Annotated in this window: 21 protein-coding genes and 1 tRNA gene; 14 read left to right on the forward strand and 8 right to left on the reverse strand. The window is 67.4% G+C overall.

All coding sequences use genetic code 11. The annotated features are described in order from the left end of the window. Positions 1 to 46 precede the first annotated feature (46 nt). From clpX to CRP50_RS08190, 6 genes are all read left to right on the forward strand, one after another. The gene (gene clpX / locus CRP50_RS08165; RefSeq protein WP_097278526.1) at positions 47 to 1,318 is read left to right on the forward strand and encodes an ATP-dependent Clp protease ATP-binding subunit ClpX; all 1,272 of its coding nucleotides are present in this window, start codon (positions 47 to 49) and stop codon (positions 1,316 to 1,318) included. Positions 1,319 to 1,547: 229 nt separating this feature from the next. Then, entirely contained in the window at positions 1,548 to 3,884 is a 2,337-nt protein-coding gene (gene lon / locus CRP50_RS08170; protein WP_245913424.1) for an endopeptidase La, read from the forward strand. 348 nt (positions 3,885 to 4,232) lie between these two features. Beyond that, on the forward strand, positions 4,233 to 4,508 hold the full coding sequence (locus tag CRP50_RS08175) for an HU family DNA-binding protein (RefSeq protein ID WP_097278527.1): 276 nt from the start codon (positions 4,233 to 4,235) through the stop codon (positions 4,506 to 4,508). A 147-nt stretch (positions 4,509 to 4,655) separates the two neighbouring features. Next, a tRNA-Val gene (locus tag CRP50_RS08180) sits at positions 4,656 to 4,731 on the forward strand. 69 nt (positions 4,732 to 4,800) lie between these two features. Continuing rightward, entirely contained in the window at positions 4,801 to 5,565 is a 765-nt protein-coding gene (locus CRP50_RS08185) for a molecular chaperone (protein ID WP_097278529.1), read from the forward strand. 114 nt (positions 5,566 to 5,679) lie between these two features. Beyond that, positions 5,680 to 5,940 (forward strand): hypothetical protein, encoded by a 261-nt coding sequence (locus CRP50_RS08190; RefSeq protein WP_097278530.1) that lies wholly within the window; start codon positions 5,680 to 5,682, stop codon positions 5,938 to 5,940. Positions 5,941 to 5,968: 28 nt separating this feature from the next. Here the strand turns inward: CRP50_RS08190 and frdD are convergent, their stop codons facing one another. The 8 genes from frdD to CRP50_RS25525 all read right to left on the reverse strand — a co-directional run bounded on the left by frdD (position 5,969) and on the right by CRP50_RS25525 (position 13,160). Then, the gene (gene frdD / locus CRP50_RS08195; protein ID WP_097278531.1) at positions 5,969 to 6,319 is read right to left on the reverse strand and encodes a fumarate reductase subunit FrdD; all 351 of its coding nucleotides are present in this window, start codon (positions 6,317 to 6,319) and stop codon (positions 5,969 to 5,971) included. A gap of 3 nt (positions 6,320 to 6,322) precedes the next feature. After that, a complete protein-coding gene (locus CRP50_RS08200; protein ID WP_097278532.1) occupies positions 6,323 to 6,718 on the reverse strand; it encodes a fumarate reductase subunit C in 396 nt (131 codons plus the stop codon). A 2-nt stretch (positions 6,719 to 6,720) separates the two neighbouring features. Continuing rightward, complete coding sequence (locus CRP50_RS08205) at positions 6,721 to 7,473, reverse strand: succinate dehydrogenase/fumarate reductase iron-sulfur subunit (RefSeq protein WP_097278533.1); 753 nt, start codon at positions 7,471 to 7,473, stop codon at positions 6,721 to 6,723. After that, on the reverse strand, positions 7,470 to 9,230 hold the full coding sequence (gene frdA / locus CRP50_RS08210) for a fumarate reductase (quinol) flavoprotein subunit (RefSeq protein ID WP_097278534.1): 1,761 nt from the start codon (positions 9,228 to 9,230) through the stop codon (positions 7,470 to 7,472). Before frdA ends, CRP50_RS08205 begins: the two co-directional genes overlap by 4 nt. 180 nt (positions 9,231 to 9,410) lie before the next feature. Next, positions 9,411 to 10,064, reverse strand: coding sequence for a cytochrome b/b6 domain-containing protein (locus CRP50_RS08215; RefSeq protein WP_097278535.1), 654 nt, complete (start codon positions 10,062 to 10,064; stop codon positions 9,411 to 9,413). A gap of 11 nt (positions 10,065 to 10,075) precedes the next feature. After that, a complete protein-coding gene (locus CRP50_RS08220; protein WP_097278956.1) occupies positions 10,076 to 11,701 on the reverse strand; it encodes a tetrathionate reductase family octaheme c-type cytochrome in 1,626 nt (541 codons plus the stop codon). Positions 11,702 to 11,851: 150 nt separating this feature from the next. Continuing rightward, a complete protein-coding gene (gene rquA, locus CRP50_RS08225; RefSeq protein WP_245913409.1) occupies positions 11,852 to 12,625 on the reverse strand; it encodes a rhodoquinone biosynthesis methyltransferase RquA in 774 nt (257 codons plus the stop codon). A 37-nt stretch (positions 12,626 to 12,662) separates the two neighbouring features. Beyond that, the gene (locus tag CRP50_RS25525; protein ID WP_176525082.1) at positions 12,663 to 13,160 is read right to left on the reverse strand and encodes a type II toxin-antitoxin system RatA family toxin; all 498 of its coding nucleotides are present in this window, start codon (positions 13,158 to 13,160) and stop codon (positions 12,663 to 12,665) included. 523 nt (positions 13,161 to 13,683) lie between these two features. On the opposite strand from CRP50_RS25525, the gene CRP50_RS08235 reads away from it, so the two are divergent. From CRP50_RS08235 to nuoH, 8 genes are read left to right on the forward strand one after another with little or no spacing between them, the layout of a single operon-like run. Next, on the forward strand, positions 13,684 to 14,049 hold the full coding sequence (locus tag CRP50_RS08235; protein WP_097278537.1) for an NADH-quinone oxidoreductase subunit A: 366 nt from the start codon (positions 13,684 to 13,686) through the stop codon (positions 14,047 to 14,049). Further along, positions 14,040 to 14,606, forward strand: a complete 567-nt coding sequence (locus CRP50_RS08240) for a NuoB/complex I 20 kDa subunit family protein (RefSeq protein WP_097278538.1) — start codon at positions 14,040 to 14,042, stop codon at positions 14,604 to 14,606. The genes CRP50_RS08235 and CRP50_RS08240 overlap by 10 nt, the downstream gene beginning before the upstream one ends. 19 nt (positions 14,607 to 14,625) lie before the next feature. Then, entirely contained in the window at positions 14,626 to 15,288 is a 663-nt protein-coding gene (locus CRP50_RS08245) for an NADH-quinone oxidoreductase subunit C (protein WP_097278539.1), read from the forward strand. Between the two features lies 1 nt (position 15,289). After that, the gene (locus CRP50_RS08250) at positions 15,290 to 16,486 is read left to right on the forward strand and encodes an NADH-quinone oxidoreductase subunit D (protein ID WP_097278541.1); all 1,197 of its coding nucleotides are present in this window, start codon (positions 15,290 to 15,292) and stop codon (positions 16,484 to 16,486) included. Continuing rightward, positions 16,483 to 17,106, forward strand: a complete 624-nt coding sequence (gene nuoE / locus CRP50_RS08255; RefSeq protein ID WP_097278542.1) for an NADH-quinone oxidoreductase subunit NuoE — start codon at positions 16,483 to 16,485, stop codon at positions 17,104 to 17,106. The genes CRP50_RS08250 and nuoE overlap by 4 nt, the downstream gene beginning before the upstream one ends. After that, on the forward strand, positions 17,106 to 18,395 hold the full coding sequence (gene nuoF, locus CRP50_RS08260) for an NADH-quinone oxidoreductase subunit NuoF (protein WP_097278544.1): 1,290 nt from the start codon (positions 17,106 to 17,108) through the stop codon (positions 18,393 to 18,395). Before nuoE ends, nuoF begins: the two co-directional genes overlap by 1 nt. 20 nt (positions 18,396 to 18,415) lie before the next feature. After that, positions 18,416 to 20,491, forward strand: coding sequence for an NADH-quinone oxidoreductase subunit NuoG (nuoG, locus tag CRP50_RS08265; protein ID WP_097278545.1), 2,076 nt, complete (start codon positions 18,416 to 18,418; stop codon positions 20,489 to 20,491). Beyond that, positions 20,484 to 21,497: an NADH-quinone oxidoreductase subunit NuoH gene (gene nuoH / locus CRP50_RS08270; protein ID WP_097278546.1), complete on the forward strand. Its 1,014-nt coding sequence runs from the start codon at positions 20,484 to 20,486 to the stop codon at positions 21,495 to 21,497. Before nuoG ends, nuoH begins: the two co-directional genes overlap by 8 nt. The last annotated feature ends 18 nt before the right edge of the window (positions 21,498 to 21,515 follow it).

The raw sequence follows: 21,515 nt of genomic DNA on the forward strand, positions 1-21,515 counted from the left end.
ATGACGGCGCGCCGGCGGTGCCGGCCGCGCACGGAGTGGAGACACGATGACCAAGTCCTCTGGCGGCGATTCATCCAAGAACACCCTGTATTGCTCGTTCTGCGGGAAGAGCCAGCACGAGGTGCGCAAGCTCATCGCCGGGCCGACGGTGTTCATCTGCGATGAATGCGTGGAACTGTGCATGGACATCATCCGCGAGGAGAACAAGAGCAATCTCGTTCGTTCCCGCGATGGCGTTCCGTCCCCCCGCGACATCATGGCCGTGCTGGACGATTACGTGATCGGCCAGAGCCATGCCAAGCGCGTGCTGTCGGTGGCGGTGCACAACCACTACAAACGACTGCAGCACGGCGGCGCCAAGGGGAACGAGGTCGAGATCGCCAAGTCCAACATCCTGCTGGTCGGCCCGACGGGCTGCGGCAAGACGTTGCTGGCCCAGACCCTCGCCCGCATCCTCGACGTGCCCTTCACCATGGCCGACGCCACCACGCTGACCGAAGCCGGTTACGTGGGCGAGGACGTCGAGAACATCATCCTGAAGCTGCTGCAGGCGGCCGACTACAACGTCGAGCGGGCGCAGCGCGGCATCGTCTACATCGACGAGATCGACAAGATCAGCCGGAAGTCCGATAATCCGTCCATCACCCGCGACGTGTCGGGCGAGGGTGTGCAGCAGGCCCTGCTGAAGATCATGGAAGGCACGGTCGCCAGCGTGCCCCCGCAGGGCGGCCGCAAGCATCCGCAGCAGGAATTCCTGCAGGTCGACACGACCAACATCCTGTTCATCTGCGGCGGCGCCTTCGCGGGCCTCGAGAAGATCATCTCCGGCCGCGGCAAGGGCACGTCCATCGGCTTCGGCGCCACCGTGCGCGACCCCGAGCAGCGCCGCACCGGCGAGATCCTGCGCGAGGTGGAGCCGGAAGACCTGCTGAAGTACGGCCTGATCCCCGAATTCGTCGGCCGTCTGCCGGTGATCGCCACCCTCGACGACCTGGACGAGGACGCGCTCATCGAAATCCTGACCAAGCCGAAGAACGCCCTGGTCAAGCAGTACCAGAAGCTGTTCGACATGGAGAGCACCAAGCTCACGCTCACCGACGACGCGCTGACGGCCATCGCCCAGAAGGCCATCGCCCGCAAGACCGGTGCCCGCGGCCTGCGCTCGATCATGGAAAGCATGCTGCTCGAGACCATGTTCGACCTCCCCGGCATGGAAGGGGTGGAGGAAGTGGTCGTCAACCGCGAGGTCGCCGAAACCCGGGCGAAACCTCTCTACATCTACTCGGATCGCTCCGAGGAGGTCGGGACGGGCGCCTGAGGGCGCCCTTTCCACCTCGACCCGGCCGATCGGCGTCCGAAGCCGCGCGATATCACCGGGTGTCAACCCCTGGCCGTCCGCTTTGGAGCCTCCCATATCAGGGCCAAAGCCGATCAACCTGGCGGTGCGTCAGACGGCCGCCAAGCTAAAAAAGAGGGACATCATCGTGGAGAGTCGCGGAGACATCCTTCCTGTCCTCCCGTTGCGTGACATCGTCGTCTTCCCGCACATGATCGTGCCGCTGTTCGTCGGCCGTGAAAAGTCGGTGAAGGCGCTCGAAGACGTCATGGCCGAGGACAAGCAGATCCTGCTCGTGGCGCAGAAGAACGCCGGGCAGGACAACCCCGATCCGGACGACATCTACACCGTCGGCACCGTGTCGACCGTGCTGCAGCTGCTCAAGCTGCCGGACGACACCGTGAAGGTCCTGGTGGAAGGCGGCCAGCGCGCCCGCATCCTGCGCTACACCGACAACCAGGACTTCTTCCAGGCGGAAGTGGAACTGCTCGACGACGAACACCAGGACAACCAGGAGCTCGAGGCGCTGTCCCGCTCCGTGGTCGGCCAGTTCGAGCAGTACATCAAGCTGAACAAGAAGATCCCGCCCGAGGTTCTGGTGTCGATCAACCAGATCGACGACGCCGCGAAGCTGGCCGACACGGTCGCCTCGCACCTCGCGCTGAAGATCGCCGACAAGCAGGAACTGCTTGAAACGACTGCCATTTCCGATCGCCTGGAGCGTGTCTACGGCTTCATGGAAAGCGAGATCGGCGTCCTGCAGGTCGAGAAGAAGATCCGCAACCGCGTCAAGCGGCAGATGGAGAAGACCCAGCGCGAGTACTATCTGAACGAGCAGCTGAAGGCCATTCAGAAGGAACTCGGCGAGGGCGAGGAAGGTCGCGACGAGGCCTCGGAGATCGAGGACCGCATCAACAAGACCAAGCTGTCGAAGGAAGCCAAGGAAAAGGCCATGGGCGAGCTGAAGAAGCTGCGCTCCATGAGCCCCATGTCGGCGGAAGCGACGGTGGTGCGCAACTACCTGGACTGGCTGCTGTCGATCCCCTGGCAGACCAAGACGCGCGTCAACTACGACCTGAAGCGCGCCAAGAAGGTGCTGGACGACGACCACTTCGGCCTGGAAAAGGTGAAGGAGCGCATCCTCGAGTACTTGGCCGTGCAGCAGCGCACCAAGAAGCTCAAGGGTCCGATCCTGTGCCTCGTCGGCCCGCCGGGCGTCGGCAAGACCTCGCTCGGCCAGTCCATCGCCAAGGCGACGGGCCGCAACTTCGTGCGCGTGTCGCTCGGCGGCGTGCGCGACGAAAGCGAGATCCGCGGTCACCGCCGCACCTACATCGGCTCCATGCCCGGCAAGATCATCCAGGGCATGAAGAAGGCGAAGACGTCCAATCCCTTCTTCCTGCTCGACGAAATCGACAAGCTGGGCGCCGACTGGCGCGGCGACCCGTCGTCGGCCCTGCTGGAGGTGCTCGACCCGGCGCAGAACTCCACCTTCAACGACCACTACCTCGAGGTGGACTATGACCTGTCGGACGTGATGTTCGTCACCACGGCCAACACGCTACGCATGCCGCAGCCGCTGATGGACCGCATGGAGATCATCCGCCTGTCGGGCTACACCGAGGACGAGAAGGTCGAGATCGCGCGCCGCCACCTGATCCCCAAGCAGATGGAAGCGCACGGCCTGAAGAAGACCGAGTTCACCATCAGCGAAGACTCGCTGCGCGACCTCGTGCGCTACTACACTCGGGAAGCCGGCGTCCGCAACCTGGAACGCGAGCTGGCGAACCTCGCCCGCAAGTCGACCAAGACGCTGGTGGAAAAGAACATCAAGCAGGTGGCGATCACCCGCCGGAACCTCGAAAAGTACGCCGGCGTCCGTCGGTATCGCTATGGCGAGGCGGAGCGCGAGGATCTGGTGGGCGTGACCACCGGCCTGGCGTGGACCGAGGTGGGCGGCGAACTGCTGTCCATCGAAGCCGTCACCCTGCCGGGCAAGGGCAACTTCATGCTGACGGGCCAGCTCGGCGACGTCATGAAGGAGTCCATCCAGGCGGCGCGGTCCTACGTGCGGTCGCGGTCGGTCAGCTTCGGCATCAAGCCGACGGCCTTCGAGAAGCGGGACATCCACGTGCACGTGCCGGAAGGCGCGACGCCCAAGGATGGTCCGTCGGCCGGCGTCGCCATGTGCACCTCCATCGTCTCGGCGCTGACGGGCGTGGCGGTGCGCAAGGATGTCGCCATGACCGGCGAAATCACCCTGCGCGGCCGCGTGCTGCCCATCGGCGGTCTCAAGGAGAAGCTGCTGGCGGCCCTGCGCGGCGGCATCAAGCGGGTGCTCATCCCGCGCGACAACGAGAAGGATCTCGCCGAGATTCCGGACAACGTGAAGCGCGGCCTGAAGATCATTCCGGTCTCGACCGTCGACGAAGTGCTGAGCAACTCCCTCGTGAAGGAGCTGACTCCCATCGAGTGGCAGGAGCCCAGCGACGACGACGTGCCGGCGCCGAAGACCGCCGACGGCGGCGACGCGGTGATCACCCACTGATCCCCGGATCGATATCCATCTGATGCTGCAGTGCAGCGTCCTATGGTTCTAAGAAGCAGCGGCGCATCCGGCAGGGTGCGCCGCTTTCTTATTTGCCTGTCACTTGAAGCAGACAATTGTCTAAAAGTTGCTCTATTTGGCACCTCATACTACCGGCGGAACCCGAAATGCCCCTTTGTCAAGCTGGGATATCAGGCTGGAAGGCGCAAAAAACGGGGGAAAACCGCGGTTTCCCGATTGACGGACGCGAAAGGCGCGCCTTACACTCCCCACCGTTAAATCAACGGACATCGTTGCCTTTGATTGAACCCAGTTTTTGTCTTTGCTTTTAGCAGAGGGGGCCCTCAAGTGAACAAGAACGATCTCGTTGCCGCCGTCGCCGACGCCAGCGGCCTCTCGAAGGCGGATGCCGGCAAGGCGGTGGATGGTGTTTTCAATGCCATCACCGATGCTCTGAAGAAGGGCGACGAAGTGCGCCTGGTCGGCTTCGGCACCTTCGCCGTCGCCGAGCGTGCCGCCAGCGAAGGCCGCAACCCGCGCACCGGCGAGACCATCAAGATTCCGGCCTCCAAGCAGCCGAAGTTCAAGGCTGGCAAGGGCCTGAAGGACTCCGTCAACGGCTGATCGCCCGGCGGTGCAAGTACTGGAAAATGCCGGTCCGAAGACCGGCATTTTTCGTTTTGGCGATACTTGACAGACGGCGGCCGTCGCGTCTTTGATGCAGGGCGCGCACGTCGTCGAAAGACCGACGCCGGTGGCGCCGGTCGCTGCGGGCGATTAGCTCAGCTGGTAGAGCATCTCGTTTACACCGAGAGGGTCGGCGGTTCGAACCCGTCATCGCCCACCACATCCGCCGCATCCCACCCCGGCGCCGCCGTGCGCCGGGGTGCGGCCGGCGAGGACCGCGAGGGACGCCATGACCGAGACGCCCGCTCCCGCCGCCGATTTCGCCGGGGACTGCCTGCGCCGTGCCGAGCTGTACCGCTGGTTCGCCGGGTTGCTCGCGTCGCGTCTCGATCCCGTCCTGCTGCGCGCTTACCGCAACGGGCCCGGCCGGGCCGTTCTCGACAACCTGCGCGCCGATCCGCCGCTGCAGGCGGGGGCGGCGCGCATGGAGGCGGCACTGGACGCCGAGGCCGACGATGCGGCCCTCGCCAAGGCCCTGGCGCGCGATTTCGCCTCTCTGTTCGAGGACGGCAAGGCACCGCCGCGCGCCTCGGCCTGGCACGACGGCGTCGCCGACGTGCCGGAGGACGCCGAGGCGGCCGAGGGCGGCCGGCGTGATCCCATCAGCCTCATGAAGGCGCTGCTGCGTCGCACCGGCTTCGGCGTGCGCGACAGCCTGCCCGACGCGCCGGATCATGTGGCGGTGCAGCTCGACGTCATGGCGCAACTGGTCGCCGAGGGGATGGCCGTGTGGCGCGAGGCCGGCGGTGAGAGCTGCGCGCCCGACGACCCCGCCCTGACGGGCAACTGGCGCCAGCAGGGCGCCTTCCTCGATGCGCACCTGCTGCCTTGGCTGCCCGCCTTCCGCGACGCCTGCACCACCCACGATCCCGACGGCTTCTACGCCGGCGTCGCCATCCTGCTGGTCGCCTATGTGGAGCGCGACCGCGCCTACGTGGCGGCGGCCGAGGCAGCCGGGCAGGGTGGCACCGACGGCACCGACGGCCGGCCCTGACGGAAGTCGAGGGCGATCCCCGACGGACGATCTATTTGCTTCCGGCAAGATTGACCCGCGGCGCGGTCGGCGGGATGCTGGACCGTGGACCCATGGTCGCGGAGGACGCCTGCAATGCTGGGAGTCGTGATCGCCGTGAATGCGCGGCGCCGCATCCTGCTGGTGGAGGTGGAGGCGGGGTCGTGCAGCCTGCTCACCGACTGCGAGGATCAGCCGCGCCCGGGCACCGTCCTGGAAGGACTGCTCGACCGCAAGGGCATCGAGACGCTGCGCAACATCAACACGGGCCGGGTCTTCTCCGGCCGCGTGCAGTTCACGCGCCTGCCCAAGCGCACCGCCCTGCTGCAACTGGTGGGCGAGGCGCAGCCGGCGTGAGAGCCCGGCCGCGCCTCCCGCCGCCGCGTCAGATGCTCAGCAGCGTCACCAGCGCCCAGACGGTGCCGATGGCGGCGAGGCCGTAGCACACCACCACGGCGAGGCCCTTGTTGTGGATGCCGAGGTCGTGCAGCGTGACGCGCATGCGATGGCCGAAGTGCCACAGGAACAGCGTCAGCACCCCGAACAGCACCAGCTTGCCGAACCAGTTGCCGGCGAAGGCGTGCATGCGCTCGTACGAAAAGGCGTCGGGACCGAACACGCCGAGCGGCAGCAGAAAGCCGGTCAGCAGGATCATCACCGGCGCCAGGAAGGCGGCGACGGTGCCGCCGGCGGCGAACAGGCCCCAGAAGATGGGCTTGGACTTGGACCGGGCCATGGCTCACACCCCCGCGATGACGAGAACGACCAGCGACACCACCGCCCAGGCGGCGAAGTGGGCGCCGACGATGTAGTGGCCGGGCAGGAAGTCGTCGCCACGCATCACCGGCATGGCCTTGGGCGTCAGCTGGAACCACGTGACCGTGTGGTAGACCATGAGCACCAGGGCGACCAGATGGAAGGTGACGAAGCCCGGGCCGCGCAGGGCGGCGACGAAGGCGGTCCACGCCTCCGGCCCCTCGGCCAGGCGGCCGAGCCCGTAGATGACCACGGCGGCGTAGAGCGCCAGCGCGATGCAGGTCAGCTCGCGGATCATGTAGAGGGCGTAGGTGCGCTTGTGCAGCCACCAGTCGTTGTGCCACGGACGGGAGAAGGGCTTGCGCGGGGTCGGCTGCATGGTCACTTGTCTCCCTTCTTGGGCATGAGCATGCCGAGGAAGAAGTCGGTGGTCGCGGCGATCTTGCCCTGCTGGATGGCGGCCGCCGGGTCGACGTCCTTGGGGCAGACGGCGGAACACTGGCCGACGAAGGTGCAGTCCCACACGCCGGCGTGGCTCGCCACCACGTCCTTGCGTTCCTCGTTGCCCTGGTCGCGGCCATCGAGGTTGTAGCGATGCGCCAGCGCCAGCGCGGCCGGGCCGATGAAGTCGGTGTTCAGGGCGTACTGCGGGCAGGCGGAGTAGCAGAGCATGCAGTTGATGCACATGCTGAACTGGCGGTAGCGCGTCAGTTCCGCCGGCTTCTGGCGGTATTCACCCTCGCCCTCGGTGACCTTGGCGTCGTCCTCGCGCACGATCCACGGCTTCACCGACTGCAGCTTGTCGAGGAAGTCGTCCATGTCGACGATCAGGTCGCGCTCGATGGGGAAGGTCGCCAGCGGCTCGACGCGGATGCGCCCGCCGTAGTCGCGCACGAAGGCCTTGCAGGCCAGCTTGGGCTCGCCGTTGACCTGCATGCCGCACGACCCGCAGACGGCCATGTGGCAGCTCCAGCGGTAGCTCAGCGTGCCGTCGATGGTGTCCTTGATGTGGTTCAGCGCATCCAGCACCACCCAGTCGTCCTGGCAGGCGACACGGTAGGTCTGGAAGGTGGGCTCGGGGTCGGTGCCGGGGCGGTAGCGCAGCACCTCGAATTCGATGGTCCGTTCGCTCATTTCGCCTCTCCGCCGTAGACGCGCTCGGCCGGCTGGGACTTGGTGATGACCACGTCGCGGTAGTCGATGGCGGGCGGCGCGCCGCCCTCGCCACGGATGGCCAGCGAGTGCTTCAGGTAGGTGCCGTCGTCGCGCTTCGGGTGATCCAGGCGCTGGTGGGCGCCGCGGCTCTCCTTGCGGTCGAGGGCGGCGTGGGCCATGGCCTGGGCGATCTCCAGCATGTTGCCGAGCTCGATGGCGTGCAGCAGCTCGGTGTTGAAGACCTTGCTCTTGTCGGTGACGTGGACGCGCTTGTAACGCTCGCGCAGGCCGGCCAGCTTGCCGACGGTTTCCAGCAGGGTGCCTTCGGTGCGGTAGATGCCGCAGCCGTCCTCCATGGTGGAGGTCATTTCCTTGCGCAGGCCGGCGATGCTCTCGGTGCCGTGGCGCTCCTCCAGCAGGCCGGTGACGCGGCCGGCGAGGCCGTCGGCGAGGTGGGCGATGCTGGTTTCGGTCGCGCCCTTGCCGGCCTCGTCGCGCACATGGCGGGCGGCGAACTCGCCGGCGCGGCGGCCGAACACCAGCAGCTCGGTCAGCGAGTTGGAGCCGAGCCGGTTGGCGCCGTTGATGGACAGGCACGACGCCTCGCCGGCGGTGAACAGGCCGGGCAGGGCGGTCTTCGTGTCCATGTCGCAGTCGATGCCGCCCATGGTGTAGTGGACCACCGGGCGCACCGGCACCGGGTCCTTCACCGGGTCGACGCCGACGTAGTTGGTGGCGAGCATGCGCACGAAAGGCAGCCGCTCGTTGATCTTCTTTTCCCCCAGGTGGCGCATGTCGAGGTAGACGACGTCGCCGTAGGGACCTTTCACCGTGCGGCCCTTCTGCTGCTCGTGCCAGAAGGCCTGGCTGAGGCGGTCGCGCGGACCCAGTTCCATGGCCTTCTTGCGCGGCCAGGGGTCGGCGGGGCCGAGGCCGTAGTCCTGCAGGTAGCGGTAGCCGTCCTTGTTGGTCAGGATGCCGCCTTCGCCGCGGCAGCCTTCCGTCAGCAGGATGCCGGTGCCGGGCAGGCCGGTCGGGTGGTACTGGACGAATTCCATGTCCTTCAGCGGCACGCCGGCGCGGTAGGCCATGGCCATGCCGTCGCCGGTCTTGATGGCGCCGTTGGTGGTGAAGGGGAAGACGCGCCCGGCGCCGCCGGTGCAGACGATGACCGCCTTGGCGACGAAGGCCACCATGCGCCCGGTGCGGATCTCGATGGCCAGCAGGCCGCGCACGCGCCCCTCGTCGACGATGAGGTCGACCGAGAAGAACTCGTCGTAGCGCTTCACCTGCGGGTACTTCATGGAGGTCTGGAACAGGGTGTGCAGCAGGTGGAAGCCGGTCTTGTCCGCCGCGTAGCAGGTGCGTTCCACCTTCATGCCGCCGAACGGGCGCACGGCGATGCGGCCGTCGGCATCGCGCGAGAACGGGCAGCCCCAATGCTCCAGCTGGTACATCTCGTGCGGGGCGGCCTTGACGAACAGCTCCACGATGTCCTGGTCGCACAGCCAGTCGCCGCCCGAGACGGTGTCGTGGAAGTGGTTGTCGAGGCTGTCGTTTTCCTTGATGACGGCGGCCGCGCCGCCCTCCGCCGCCACGGTGTGGCTGCGCATGGGCAGGACCTTGCTCACCAGCGCGACGTCGAGCCCCGGATCACTCTCCGCGACCGCGATGGCGGCCCGCAGGCCCGCCCCGCCGGCTCCGATGATCGCGACGTCGGTCTTGATCACGTCCATGCACACACCTCCGTTGGAATGCCCCGTACGGTTGCCCCACCATAACAAAGTTCCAGCCGTCTTGAAGGACGATCACGAGTCGATGGGGGCAAATCATAGAAATTTCATGGGCATCGAAACGACGACGGGGCCGCTGCCCGGCGACAGCGACCCCGCCCGAAGGGGTGGGTCGGGTGGCGTCTACGCGGCCGGATGCGGCGGCGCCGGGTCGTCGTGGTGGGCGGCGCGGCCGGTGATCATGGCCTTCAGGTAGGCGGTCGCCGGCCGGCCGGTGAAGGCCATGTAGACGTGGCCGACGAAGAACAGCACCAGCGCGAAGGCGGCGGCGGCGTGCACCAGGGCGACGGTGCCCAGGCTCAGGAAGCCGAGGCCCCAGGCGTCCCACTGATTGTAAGCCATGTAGAGCAGGCCGCTGATCCACAGCGCCGGCATGATGACCACCAGGAAGCCGCCATAGGCGAGGCGCTGCAGCGGGTTGTGCTTGGCTGCGCGGGTCGGGCGGTAGGGGTGGGCGATGCGCGGGTCGAAGATGCCGGCGGTGTAGTAGCGCAGCACCGCCCCCATGCTGGCGAGCGTCGGCACGTACTGCCGCCACTCGCCGGTCACCAGGTGCCAGAACAGCGCCAGCACCCACAGGCCGAGCAGCGTCCAGGCGAGCACCTGGTGCAGGCCGACGGCCGTTTCGTAGCCCACCACCCGGCAGGAGCCGAAGACCTCGAACCCGGTCAGGCCGAGGGCCAGGATGATCACCGCCTGGGTCCAGTGCCACAGGCGCTCGAAGCGGGTGAACATCACTTCGTCCCGCGGGCTGTCGGAATGCGTCGTGCGGTCCATGATGCCGCCTCCTAGCGCTGGCGCCGCGCGCCGAGGACGCGCAGCAGGGCGTGGACGAGGATGCCGAGCAGGGTCAGGCCGGCGAAGCTCCAGCCGACGGTCCCGAGCCAGCCGTGGTGGCCGGCGCCCGGCATGTAGAACCCGCCGAGGGTGGCGAGACGGCCGTTCTCGGAATGGCACGACTCGCAGGCCAGCGCCTCGTCCTTGGGCGCCACCATGTGGGTGATGGGCCAGGCGTATTCCGTCTCGACGAAGCCGTAGCTGCCGCTGTAGGTCACGTCGCGGGCCTGCATGCCGACGGCGATGGCCTTGTTCCAGTCGTAGCGGCCGGCGCCCCAGAAGGCGTTCTCGTCCTTGCCGAACAGGTGCGGCACGGCGAGGATGTTGGTGCCGGCGTCATAGGGCTGGCGGCCGCGCATGATCTTGAACGGCCAGATGCGCGAGTCGGGGTCGCCCGGGCCGCCGCCGAGGGTGTTGATGGGCACCACGCCCGTCGGGTCGATGGTGTCGCCGAGCAGGGTGTAGCGGATCTCGCCGTCGAACCAGCGGTATTCCGGCACGACGTTCGCCTCCCACACGAAGTCGCCCTTGGCGCTGTCGTAGGTGTGGTTGCCGGCGCCGTCGCCGACCGTGAAGGGCTTGCCAGCGTCGTTCAGCTTGCCCGCCGTCGACCAGTCCCACCACATCTTGGTCTTCTTGCCGCCGCGGGCGAATTCGGGCACGTGACAGGTGGGGCAGGCGACCACGTCGGTGTGGTCGTTCACCTTGGCGTCCTCGTGCGGCACCATGCCGTGACAGGATTCGCAGGTGGCGCGGGTGTCGTCGGTGTGGCCGGGCACGTCGATGCCGACGCGGTCCACCGCCTTGGTGACGTAGCGGCTGCCGGTGACCTGATGGCTGCCCGTGGTGTGGCAGGTGCTGCACTGGAAGTTCAGCCCGTCGGGCGCCATGTGGACGTCGAGCGCGCGGCTCGGCATGGCCATGGTGCTGTCGAGGTCGCCGTGCTTCACCGCATCGCCGCCGCCGCCGTAGAAGTGGCAGGCGCCGCAGGTCTGGCGGCTGGTCGGACCGACGGTCTGCGCGATCTTGGCCAAGTCGGGCGGCTGCCACACCTTGCCGGAGCCCGGCGGAAATTCCTTGGGCTCGTAGGTCGGGTGGCCGGCGCCGGTCGGGAACTTCTTGTAGGTGCCGGTGGTGTCGTGGCAGACGACGCAGTCGACGTTCTGCTGCGCCGCGAAGTCGAAGCCGGTGTCGTCCTTCCAGCCGTAGCCGACGTGGCAGCTGGTGCAGCGCGGCCAGTTGGTCGCCGTGGCGACGCAGAAGTTGTTGACGACGTTGCGCTTTCCCAACTCCTGGCCGGTCGTCGGGTGGCGGAAGGCCCAGGTCCAGTGGGTGGTCTGCTGGATCTGGTGGGCGGCCTCGGTGTGGCACTGCAGGCAGGCCTTCGTGACCTCCGGCCCCGTCGCAAAGGGGCCCGCCAGTTCCTTGAATTTGCTGTGATCGGCCGTGGTCGTCGCGGTCGCCTGGGCGGACGGCGCCGTGGTGGCCGAGGGCGCCTGGGCGACCTCCTCGGCGACGGCGGCGGTGCTGCTCCAGGCGAGGACGGCGAGCATCAGCGCGAGACGTCGCGTGAGCATGATCCAGTCCCCCGGTTCATGGGCGTGGGCGGCCGGCTGCCTGCCGGCGCCACCCTGGATCATAGCAAATCCTAATATTAGATTCTACGCAAACAAGCCGTAACGCGTTGATTCTCTTGTATATGAGCGGAACGCTCGGGTACCTCGCGGTCAGCCGAGGCGGCGCGCCACCACCTTCTGGTAGAGGCCCCCGAAGTAGGTCGTCTTCTCCCACGTGAAGGCGTCGGGCGCCGAGGCGTAGTCGCGGATCTCGTTTGCCCACAAGGCCTTGGCGAAGGGCTCCAGGCGGTCGAACACCACCGACATGATCGGCTTCAGCGGATGCCAGCCGACCGGCCGGTGGTAGTCGACGAACACCACCGTGCCGCCGTCGTGCACCGCGGCGAGCATGTTGTCGACGATGGCGCGCTTGTATTCCTCCGGCACCTCGTGCAGCAGGAAGAAGCAGGCGACGGCGTCGTAGGGGCCCTTGCCGGGCGCCGCGGCGTCCTCGCGCCGCACGCTGGCCTGGCGCACGCCGGCCAGCTTGCGGCGGGTGAGTGCGACCTGGATGGGGGCGATGTCGCAGACGTCGAGGCGCCCGTCCGGCCCCACCGCGTCGGCGACCCGCAGCGAGAAGTCGCCGTAGACGCAGGCCGGCTGCAGCACCCGCCAGCCCGGCTTCATCTCGGCTGCGACACTGCGGATGAGGCGGCGGGCGTTGCCCCACAGGATCGTCGAAACCACCAGGGGCTTGTCGAAGAAGCGCGTGCCGAAGCGGCTCAGGTAGGCCCAGGTGTAGGTGTCGCGCAGGTACTCGGGCACCGCGGCCTCGGCGTCACGCGGCGGCTCCGCGGGTGCCGCGGCGCCGGTGCGGCGCGGAGCGTCCATCAGGTCGGCGGCGCGGTCGGCGGCATAGGCGGTGGGGGCGTAGCGGTCGGTCAAGGCGGCGGTCTCTCTTTCCCTCGTCGTCGGCATGCGGTCACGCCCCGGGGTCCACGTGGCCCGCGTCGGCGGCGCGGGCGGCGGCGGCGGCGGCCGTGTCCGGCGGGCCGTAGACGTGGCGGGCGCGTTCCTCGAAGGCGTGCACCATGCGCTCGGCGCTGTCGCCGGCCATGATGCGGCTGGCCACCTGCAACGCCCGCGACCGCAACTCCACGTCGACGGTCAGCGCAATATGGCACGCCCCGTCCGGCACGGCGGTGAAACTCCAGAGAATCTGCAGGTGATCGAAGGGCCCCTTCACCGCCGTAACGGTGATGGCATGCGGCTTCTCGAGGTGCGTCTCGGTGACGAATTCCTCGCGCAGCGGGCCGAAGCGCACGATCTGGTCGGTCTGGTAACCGCCCGGGATGTGGCGGATGATGCGCGCTGCCGCCCAGTTGGGCACGAACAGCGGGTAGTGCTCGACGTCGGCCACCAGGTCGAACAGCCGTTCGGGCGGGTAGGGGACGGTGCGGGTGACGGTGCGGGCTGGCATCGGGCGGGGCCTCTGGGTCCGCTGGAGCGGACGGCGGCGCGGGGTCGCGGCGCCGTCCGGTGGAGGTGGCGGCGGGCCCGTCGGGTCGGCCTGAGGGCTTACCCCGACCGGCGCTCGCTGCCGGTGAAAACGGGACGATTTCGGCAGTGCAGAAAGTTCGTTGTCAACGGGCTTGTTCTCTTGACTTGCATAAGGGCCGCGGATTAGATCACCGCATTCCGCGGGGGGTCCACCCGGTCGGGTGGCTCTGGACTTCGTTCGTCCGATACCTATGTATGCGTGTCGGTGGGCGAGCCGCGGCCGGTCTGAACAAGGCACGGAGGCGTTACGCGGCCAGCCAAGCAGCGGCGTTCCCGATTCCGGTACGGGGTGCGAAGCCCCGCAGGACGTATCGGTCTCTCCGTGACCGACCCGACGCACCTCCCACCTTTTCGGATGCGTCGCCCGGGTTCGGATCATCACGCCGCACGAAGCCCGCCGAGTACCAGCCGCCGACAAAGTTGGGAGCGCAGGAGCGAACGCCATGGAGGATCTGCTCCGGGAATATCTGCCGATCCTGATCTTCATCGGGATCGCTGTCGTCATTTCGGCCATTGCGGTCGGTGCGTCCTACGTGGTCGCCCGCCAGCGCCCCGACGTCGAAAAGGACTCGGCCTACGAGTGTGGCTTCGAGGCCTTCGAGGACGCGCGCAGCCGGTTCGAGGTCCGCTATTACCTGGTGGCGATCCTGTTCATCATCTTCGACCTGGAAATCGCCTTCCTGTTCCCCTGGGCCATCACCCTGGGCGACGTCGGCCAGTTCGCCTTCTGGTCGATGATGGTGTTCCTCGGCGTGCTGACCATCGGCTTCATCTACGAGTGGCGTAAGGGAGCTCTCGAATGGGAGTGAGCAATACCAGCGGCCCCGGCTTCGCCGGCCCGCCCGGCGCGGGCATTCCGCCCGGCGCCGATCAGGACGCGCTGATCAAGGGCGTGCAGCAGGAACTGACGGAGAAGGGCTTCATCCTCTCGAGCGTCGATTCGCTGGTGAACTGGGCCCGCACGGGCAGCCTGTGGCCGATGACCTTCGGCCTGGCCTGCTGTGCGGTGGAAATGATTCACGCCTACATGCCGCGCTACGACCTCGACCGCTTCGGCGTCGTGCCGCGCCCCAGCCCGCGCCAGTCGGACGTGATGATCGTCGCCGGCACGCTGTGCAACAAGATGGCGCCGGCGCTGCGCAAGGTCTACGACCAGATGGCCGAGCCACGCTGGGTGATCTCCATGGGCAGCTGCGCCAACGGCGGCGGCTACTATCACTACAGCTATTCGGTGGTGCGCGGCTGCGACCGCATCGTGCCGGTCGACGTCTACGTGCCCGGCTGCCCGCCGACGGCCGAGGCGCTCGTCTACGGCATCCTGCAGCTGCAGAAGAAGATCCAGCGCACCGGCTCGCTGCTGCGCTGAACGAGGGACCGGCGAGGACATGATCCAGACGGACGAACAGATCCAGGCGCTGCGGGACCTCGGCGATTACGTCGCCGCCCAGTTTCCGCAGGACGTGCTGAAGACCGAACTCGCCAAGGGCGAGCTCAGCGTCTCCGTGCCGCGCACCGCCATCACCAAGGTGCTGAGCTTCCTGCGCGACGACAGCAACTGCCTGTTCAAGCAGCTGGTCGCCATCTGCGGCGCCGACTACCCGCAGCGCGAGGAGCGCTTCGAGGTGGTCTACATGCTGCTGAGCATGAAGCACAACCTGCGCATCCGCGTGAAGCTGACCACCGACGAAATGACGGCGGTGCCGAGCGTGGTGCCGGTGTTCTCGTCGGCCGGCTGGTTCGAGCGCGAGGTGTGGGACATGTACGGCGTCATCTTCGCCGACAACCCCGACCTGCGCCGCATCCTTACCGACTACGGCTTCGAGGGGCACCCGCTGCGCAAGGACTTCCCGCTCACCGGCTACGTCGAGATGCGCTACGACGACGAGCAGAAGCGCGTGGTCTACGAGCCCGTGAAGCTGGTGCAGGAGTTCCGCTCGTGGGACTTCCTGTCGCCGTGGGAAGGCGTGACGCATCCCTATGGCCTGCCGGGTGACGAGAAGGCCACCCAGCCGGGCCAGGTGCAGCTCGGCGAGAAGGGGAAGAGCTGAGATGGCCGAAGCCGAGATCAAGAACCTGACGCTGAACTCCTCCACGGCCATCAACTTCGGCCCGCAGCACCCGGCCGCCCACGGCGTGCTGCGTCTGGTGCTGGAGCTGTCGGGCGAGCTGGTGGAACGCGCCGATCCGCACATCGGCCTGCTGCACCGCGGCACCGAGAAGCTGATCGAGTACAAGACCTACCTGCAGGCCGGTCCGTACTTCGATCGCCTGGACTACTGCTCGCCGATGAACATGGAGCACTCCTGGGTGCTCGCGGTGGAGAAGCTGCTCGGCGTCGAGGCGCCGGAGCGGGCGCAGTACATCCGCACCCTCTATGCGGAACTGACGCGCATCTCCAACCACATCCTGAACGTGACCTCCTACGCCATGGACGTCGGCGCGATGACGCCGATGCTGTGGGGCTTCGAGCAGCGCGAGAAGATCATGGAGTTCTACGACGCCGCCTCCGGCGCTCGTATGCACGCCAACTACTTCCGCCCCGGCGGCGTCGCCTGGGACCTGCCCGAAGGCCTGGAAAGCGAGATCCGCGCCTGGGTGAGCGAGTTCCGCGACTACATCCGTGACATGGAGACCATGATCACGGGCAACCGCATCTTCAAGCAGCGCACCGTCGACATCGGCGTGGTGACGCAGGCGCAGGCGCTCGACTGGGGCTTCACCGGTCCGAACCTGCGCGCGTCGGGCTTCGCGTGGGACCTGCGCCGCTCGCAGCCCTACGACGCCTACGACCGCATCGAGTTCGACGTGCCCGTCGGCAAGATCGGCGACTGCTACGACCGCTACCTCGTCCGCGTGGAAGAGATGCGCCAGTCGCTGAACATCATCGAGCAGTGCCTGGACAAGATGAAGCCGGGCCCGGTGCGCGTGCAGAACAACAAGGTGACGCCGCCCAAGCGGCCCGAGATGAAGCGGTCCATGGAATCGCTCATCCATCACTTCAAGCTGTTCACCGAGGGCTTCCACGTCCCGGCCGGCGAGACCTACTTCGCCACCGAAGCGCCCAAGGGCGAGTTCGCGGTGTACCTGGTGGCCGACGGCACCAACCGTCCCTACCGCTGCTACATCCGCTCCCCCGGCTTCGTGCACCTGCAGGCCATGGACATGATGTCCAAGGGTCACATGCTGGCCGATATCCCCGCGATCATCGGCTCCATTGACGTCGTGTTCGGTGAGATCGATCGATGAGTGCTGCAGCCCACCAGGATTTCGAACAGCCCGCGACCTTCGCCTTCACGGACGAGTACCTGGCGCAGGCCAAGGTCATCATCGCCAAGTATCCGGCGGGCCGTCAGCGCTCGGCCACCCTGCCGCTGCTCGATCTGGCGCAGCGCCAGGAAGGCTGGGTGAGCAAGGCGGCGATGGACCACATCGCCGACATGCTCGAGATCCCGCCCATGCGGGTGTACGAGGTGGCGACCTTCTACACCATGTACAAGCTGGCGCCGGTCGGTAAGCACCACATCGAGGTGTGCACCAACGTCGCCTGCATGCTGCGCGGCTCCGACGCCATCGTGTCGGCGTGCAGCGAGCACCTGGGCATCGGGGTGGGCGAGACCACCAAGGACGGCCAGTTCTCGCTGGCCGAGGCCGAGTGCCTGGGCGCCTGCGTGAACGCGCCGATGATCCAGATCGGCGACCACTATTACGAAGACCTCGACAAGGACAGCATGAAGGCGATCATCGACGCGCTGAAGCGCGGCGAGGCGCCGAAGCCCGGTCCCCAGAACGGGCGGCATGCCTCCGAGCCGGCCGGTGGTCCGACCACCCTGACCACCCTCGGCTCCAAGCCCGTGGGAGAAGGCTGATGCTGCGCGACCAGGACCGTATCTTCACCAACCTCTATGGTTTCCACGACTGGCGGCTTGCCGGCGCGCGCGCGCGCGGCGACTGGGACGGCACCAAGGCCCTGATCGAGAAGGGCCGCGACGCCATCATCAAGGAAGTGCAGGACTCGGGCCTGCGCGGCCGCGGCGGCGCCGGCTTCCCGACTGGCCTCAAGTGGTCGTTCATGCCGAAGGAAGTGGGCGAGCGGCCGCACTACCTCGTGGTCAACGCCGACGAGGGCGAGCCGGGCACCTGCAAGGACCGCGACCTCATGCGCCACGATCCGCACAAGCTGATCGAAGGCTGCCTGATCGCCTCCTACGCCATGGGCGCGCACGCCTGCTACATCTACATCCGCGGCGAGTTCGTGCAGGAAGCCCTGAACCTTGAGCACGCCATCGCCGAAGCGCGTGAGGCCGGCCTGATCGGCCCCAACGCCTGCGGCACCGGCTGGGACTTCGAGTGCTACGTGCACCGCGGCGCCGGCGCCTACATCTGCGGCGAGGAAACGGCGCTCATCAACTCGCTCGAAGGCAAGAAGGGCCAGCCGCGCCTGAAGCCGCCGTTCCCGGCCGGCGTCGGCCTCTACGGCTGCCCGACCACCGTGAACAACGTCGAGTCCATCGCGGTGGTGCCGACCATCCTGCGGCGCGGCGGCGCGTGGTTCGCCGGCCTCGGCCGCCCGAAGAACTCCGGCACCAAGGTGTTCTGCATCTCCGGCCACGTGAACAAGCCGTGCAACGTGGAAGAAGAGATGGGCATCCCCCTGAAGGAGCTCATCGAGAAGCATGCAGGCGGCGTGCGCGGCGGCTGGGACAACCTGCTCGCCGTCATCCCCGGCGGCTCGTCGGTGCCGGTACTCGACAAGGCGGTCTCCGACACCGTGCTCATGGACTTCGACAGCTTGCGCGAAGTGGGCTCGGGCCTCGGCACCGCCGCCGTCATGGTCATGGACAAGTCGACGGACCTCATCAAGGTCATCGCCCGCCTGTCGCGCTTCTACATGCACGAAAGCTGCGGCCAGTGCACGCCGTGCCGCGAAGGCACCGGCTGGCTGTGGCGCGTGATGGAGCGCATGGCCCGCGGCGAGGCGAGCGTCGAGGAAATCGACATGCTCTTCGACGTGACCAAGCAGATCGAAGGACACACCATTTGCGCCCTGGGTGATGCGGCCGCGTGGCCGGTTCAGGGTCTCATCCGCCGGTTCCGTCCGGTGATGGAGGCCCGCATCCTGGAACGCAACCGCGCCGCCGCCGGCGCCGCGGCCTGATTGAGGGGACGTGAGCTTCCATGCCTAAGCTGACGATCGACGGGATCGAGATCGAGGTCGAGCCGGGTACCACGATCCTCCAGGCCGCCGAGCGACTGGGGATCGAGATCCCGCGATTCTGCTACCATGAGCGCCTGAGCATCGCCGGCAACTGCCGCATGTGCCTGGTCGAGGTGCAGCCGGGTCCGCCGAAGCCGGCGGCCTCCTGCGCCATGCCGGTGGCCGAGGGGATGACGGTGAAGACCAACAGCCCCATGGCGCTGAAGGCGCGCAAGGGCGTGATGGAATTCCTGCTCATCAACCACCCGCTCGACTGCCCCATCTGCGACCAGGGCGGCGAGTGCGACCTGCAGGACCAGGCCATCGCCTTCGGTGCGGACAAGAGCCGCTATGCCGAGGCGAAGCGCGCCGTGACCGACAAGTACCTCGGCCCGCTGGTGAAGACCGAGATGACGCGCTGCATCCACTGCACGCGCTGCATCCGCTTCGCGACGGAAGTGGCGGGTGTGCCGGAACTCGGCGCCACCGGCCGCGGCGAGCACATGGAAGTCACCAACTACGTCGAGCATGCCCTGCACTCCGAGCTGTCGGGCAACATCGTCGACCTCTGCCCGGTCGGCGCGCTGACCAACAAGCCGTACTCCTTCCACGCCCGCCCGTGGGAGCTGAAGAAGACCGAGAGCATCGACGTGTTCGACGCCGTCGGCTCCAACATCCGCATCGACTCGCGCGGCCCCCAGGTCATGCGCGTGCTGCCGCGGGTGAACGACGACGTCAACGAGGAGTGGATCTCCGACAAGACGCGTCAGGCGGTCGACGGCCTGCTCTACCGCCGCCTCGACACCCCCTACGTGCGCGGCGCCGACGGCAAGCTGAAGCCGGCCACCTGGAACGAGGCCTTCAAGGCCATCGCCGACCGCATCCAGGGCGTGCCCGGCAGCCGCATGGCCGCCATCGCCGGCGACCTCGCCGATTGCGAATCCATGATGGCGCTGAAGGACCTGATGACGGCCTTCGGCAGCACCAACCTGGATTGCCGCCAGGACGGCATGAAGGTCGATCCGGCCATCCGCGCCAGCTACCTGTTCAACTCCACCATCGCCGGCATCGAAGAGGCCGACGCGCTGCTCATCGTCGGGGCCAACCCGCGTTGGGAAGCGGCGGTGCTCAACGCCCGCATCCGCAAGCGCTGGCTCGCCGGCGGCTTCAAGGTGGCGCTGGTCGGCCAGGCGGTGGACCTGACCTACGGCTACGAGCACCTCGGCACCAACCCGCAGACCCTGCAGGAGGTGGTGGACGGCAGCCATCCGTTCGCCGCCGTGCTGAAGGACGCCAAGCGGCCCATGATCATCGTCGGCTCGGGCGCCCTGATGCGCGACGACGGCGACGTGGTGCTCGGCGCCTGCTGGAAGATCGCCCAGGCGACCGGCATGGTGGCTGACGGCTGGAACGGCTTCAACGTGCTGCACACCGCGGCCTCGCGCGTCGGCGGCCTGGATCTCGGCTTCGTGCCGGGCGAGGGCGGCCGTGACACCCGCGCCATCGTCGAAGGTGCCGCCAAGGGCGAGATCGACGTGGTGTGGCTGCTCGGCGCCGACGAGATCGCCGGCGAGCGCCTCGGCAAGGCCTTCGTGGTCTACCAGGGCCACCACGGCGACCGCGGCGCCCACCGCGCCGACGTCATCCTGCCGGGTGCCGCCTATACCGAGAAGAACGCCACCTGGGTCAACACCGAGGGCCGCGTGCAGCGCGGGCGCCTGGCCGTGTTCCCGCCGGGCGAGGCCCGCGAGGACTGGACCATCCTGCGCGCCTTCTCCGACGTGGTCGGCAAGACCCTGCCGTACAACTCGCTGGCGCAGCTGCGCGACCGCCTGACCGCCGCCAACCCGGTGTTCGGCGCGGTCGACCGGGTGGTGCCGGCGGAATGGCGGGCGTTCGGCATCGACGGGGTGATGAACACCTCCAAGGCCTTCGCGCTGCCCATCGAGAACTTCTACATGACCGACGCCATCAGCCGGGCCTCCAGGACCATGGCTGAGTGCACGGACGTGTACATCAACGGCAACGACCAGAAGAAGACGGGGACCCATGACTGAGGTTTGGGAAGGCTACATCTGGCCGGGCGCGATCATCATTCTGCAGATCGTCGCCATCGTCCTGCCGCTGCTTCTGGCCGTGGCGTACCTGACCTACGCCGAGCGCAAGGTCATCGGCGCCATGCAGCTGCGCCGCGGCCCCAACGTGGTGGGCCCGTGGGGCCTGCTGCAGCCGCTGGCCGACGGCGCCAAGCTGTTCCTGAAGGAAACGGTGATCCCGACCGGCGCCAGCCGCGCCGTGTTCGTCCTGGCGCCGATGCTGACCTTCATCCTGGCGCTGATCGGGTGGGCCGTCATTCCCTTCGACGAGGGCTGGGTGCTCGCCGACATCAACGTCGGCGTGCTGTACCTCTTCGCCATCTCGTCGCTGGGCGTTTACGGCATCATCATGGCCGGCTGGGCGTCCAACTCGAAATACGCCTTCCTCGGCGGCATGCGCTCCAGCGCCCAGATGGTGTCCTACGAGGTCTCCATCGGCCTCATCATCATCTCGGTGCTGCTGTCGGCCGGGTCGCTGAACCTCTCGGTGATCGTCGAGGCGCAGCGCGAGGGCATGTGGTACTTCCTGCCGCACTTCCCGATGTTCGTGCTGTTCTTCATCTCGGCCCTGGCGGAAACCAACCGCCACCCGTTCGACCTCCCCGAGGCCGAAGCCGAGCTGGTCAGCGGCTACAACGTCGAATACTCGGCCATGACCTTCGCCCTGTTCTTCCTGGGCGAATACGCCAACATGATCCTCATGAGCGGGATGGTGACCATCCTGTTCCTGGGCGGCTGGCTGCCCCCGTTCGAGGTGGCGCCGTTCACCTGGGTTCCGGGGATCATCTGGTTCGCGCTGAAGATCGCGCTCTGCCTGTTCGTGTTCATCTGGGCCCGCGCCGCCTTCCCGCGCTACCGCTACGACCAGCTCATGCGGCTGGGGTGGAAGGTGTTCCTGCCGTTCTCCGGCATCTGGGTCGTGCTGACCGCCGGGTTCCTGCTGTTCACCGACAACCTGCCGAAGTGATCCGAGGAGTGTGACTGC

The sequence above is a fragment of the Caenispirillum bisanense genome (genome assembly GCF_900230255.1).
In the GTDB taxonomy this organism is placed as follows: Bacteria; Pseudomonadota; Alphaproteobacteria; order Rhodospirillales; family Rhodospirillaceae; genus Caenispirillum; species Caenispirillum bisanense_A.

What these genes read in the sequence shown, in the direction of transcription:
- clpX (WP_097278526.1), top strand. Translation starts at nt 47, where the DNA reads ATGACCAAGTCCTCTGGCGGCGATTCATCCAAGAACACCCTGTATTGC.
- lon (WP_245913424.1), top strand. Translation starts at nt 1,548, where the DNA reads ATGATCGTGCCGCTGTTCGTCGGCCGTGAAAAGTCGGTGAAGGCGCTC.
- CRP50_RS08185 (WP_097278529.1), top strand. Translation starts at nt 4,801, where the DNA reads ATGACCGAGACGCCCGCTCCCGCCGCCGATTTCGCCGGGGACTGCCTG.
- CRP50_RS08190 (WP_097278530.1), top strand. Translation starts at nt 5,680, where the DNA reads ATGCTGGGAGTCGTGATCGCCGTGAATGCGCGGCGCCGCATCCTGCTG.
- frdD (WP_097278531.1), bottom strand. Translation starts at nt 6,319, where the DNA reads ATGGCCCGGTCCAAGTCCAAGCCCATCTTCTGGGGCCTGTTCGCCGCC.
- CRP50_RS08200 (WP_097278532.1), bottom strand. Translation starts at nt 6,718, where the DNA reads ATGCAGCCGACCCCGCGCAAGCCCTTCTCCCGTCCGTGGCACAACGAC.
- CRP50_RS08205 (WP_097278533.1), bottom strand. Translation starts at nt 7,473, where the DNA reads ATGAGCGAACGGACCATCGAATTCGAGGTGCTGCGCTACCGCCCCGGC.
- frdA (WP_097278534.1), bottom strand. Translation starts at nt 9,230, where the DNA reads ATGGACGTGATCAAGACCGACGTCGCGATCATCGGAGCCGGCGGGGCG.
- CRP50_RS08215 (WP_097278535.1), bottom strand. Translation starts at nt 10,064, where the DNA reads ATGGACCGCACGACGCATTCCGACAGCCCGCGGGACGAAGTGATGTTC.
- CRP50_RS08220 (WP_097278956.1), bottom strand. Translation starts at nt 11,701, where the DNA reads ATGCTCACGCGACGTCTCGCGCTGATGCTCGCCGTCCTCGCCTGGAGC.
- CRP50_RS25525 (WP_176525082.1), bottom strand. Translation starts at nt 13,160, where the DNA reads ATGCCAGCCCGCACCGTCACCCGCACCGTCCCCTACCCGCCCGAACGG.
- CRP50_RS08235 (WP_097278537.1), top strand. Translation starts at nt 13,684, where the DNA reads ATGGAGGATCTGCTCCGGGAATATCTGCCGATCCTGATCTTCATCGGG.
- CRP50_RS08240 (WP_097278538.1), top strand. Translation starts at nt 14,040, where the DNA reads ATGGGAGTGAGCAATACCAGCGGCCCCGGCTTCGCCGGCCCGCCCGGC.
- CRP50_RS08245 (WP_097278539.1), top strand. Translation starts at nt 14,626, where the DNA reads ATGATCCAGACGGACGAACAGATCCAGGCGCTGCGGGACCTCGGCGAT.
- CRP50_RS08250 (WP_097278541.1), top strand. Translation starts at nt 15,290, where the DNA reads ATGGCCGAAGCCGAGATCAAGAACCTGACGCTGAACTCCTCCACGGCC.
- nuoE (WP_097278542.1), top strand. Translation starts at nt 16,483, where the DNA reads ATGAGTGCTGCAGCCCACCAGGATTTCGAACAGCCCGCGACCTTCGCC.
- nuoF (WP_097278544.1), top strand. Translation starts at nt 17,106, where the DNA reads ATGCTGCGCGACCAGGACCGTATCTTCACCAACCTCTATGGTTTCCAC.
- nuoG (WP_097278545.1), top strand. Translation starts at nt 18,416, where the DNA reads ATGCCTAAGCTGACGATCGACGGGATCGAGATCGAGGTCGAGCCGGGT.
- nuoH (WP_097278546.1), top strand. Translation starts at nt 20,484, where the DNA reads ATGACTGAGGTTTGGGAAGGCTACATCTGGCCGGGCGCGATCATCATT.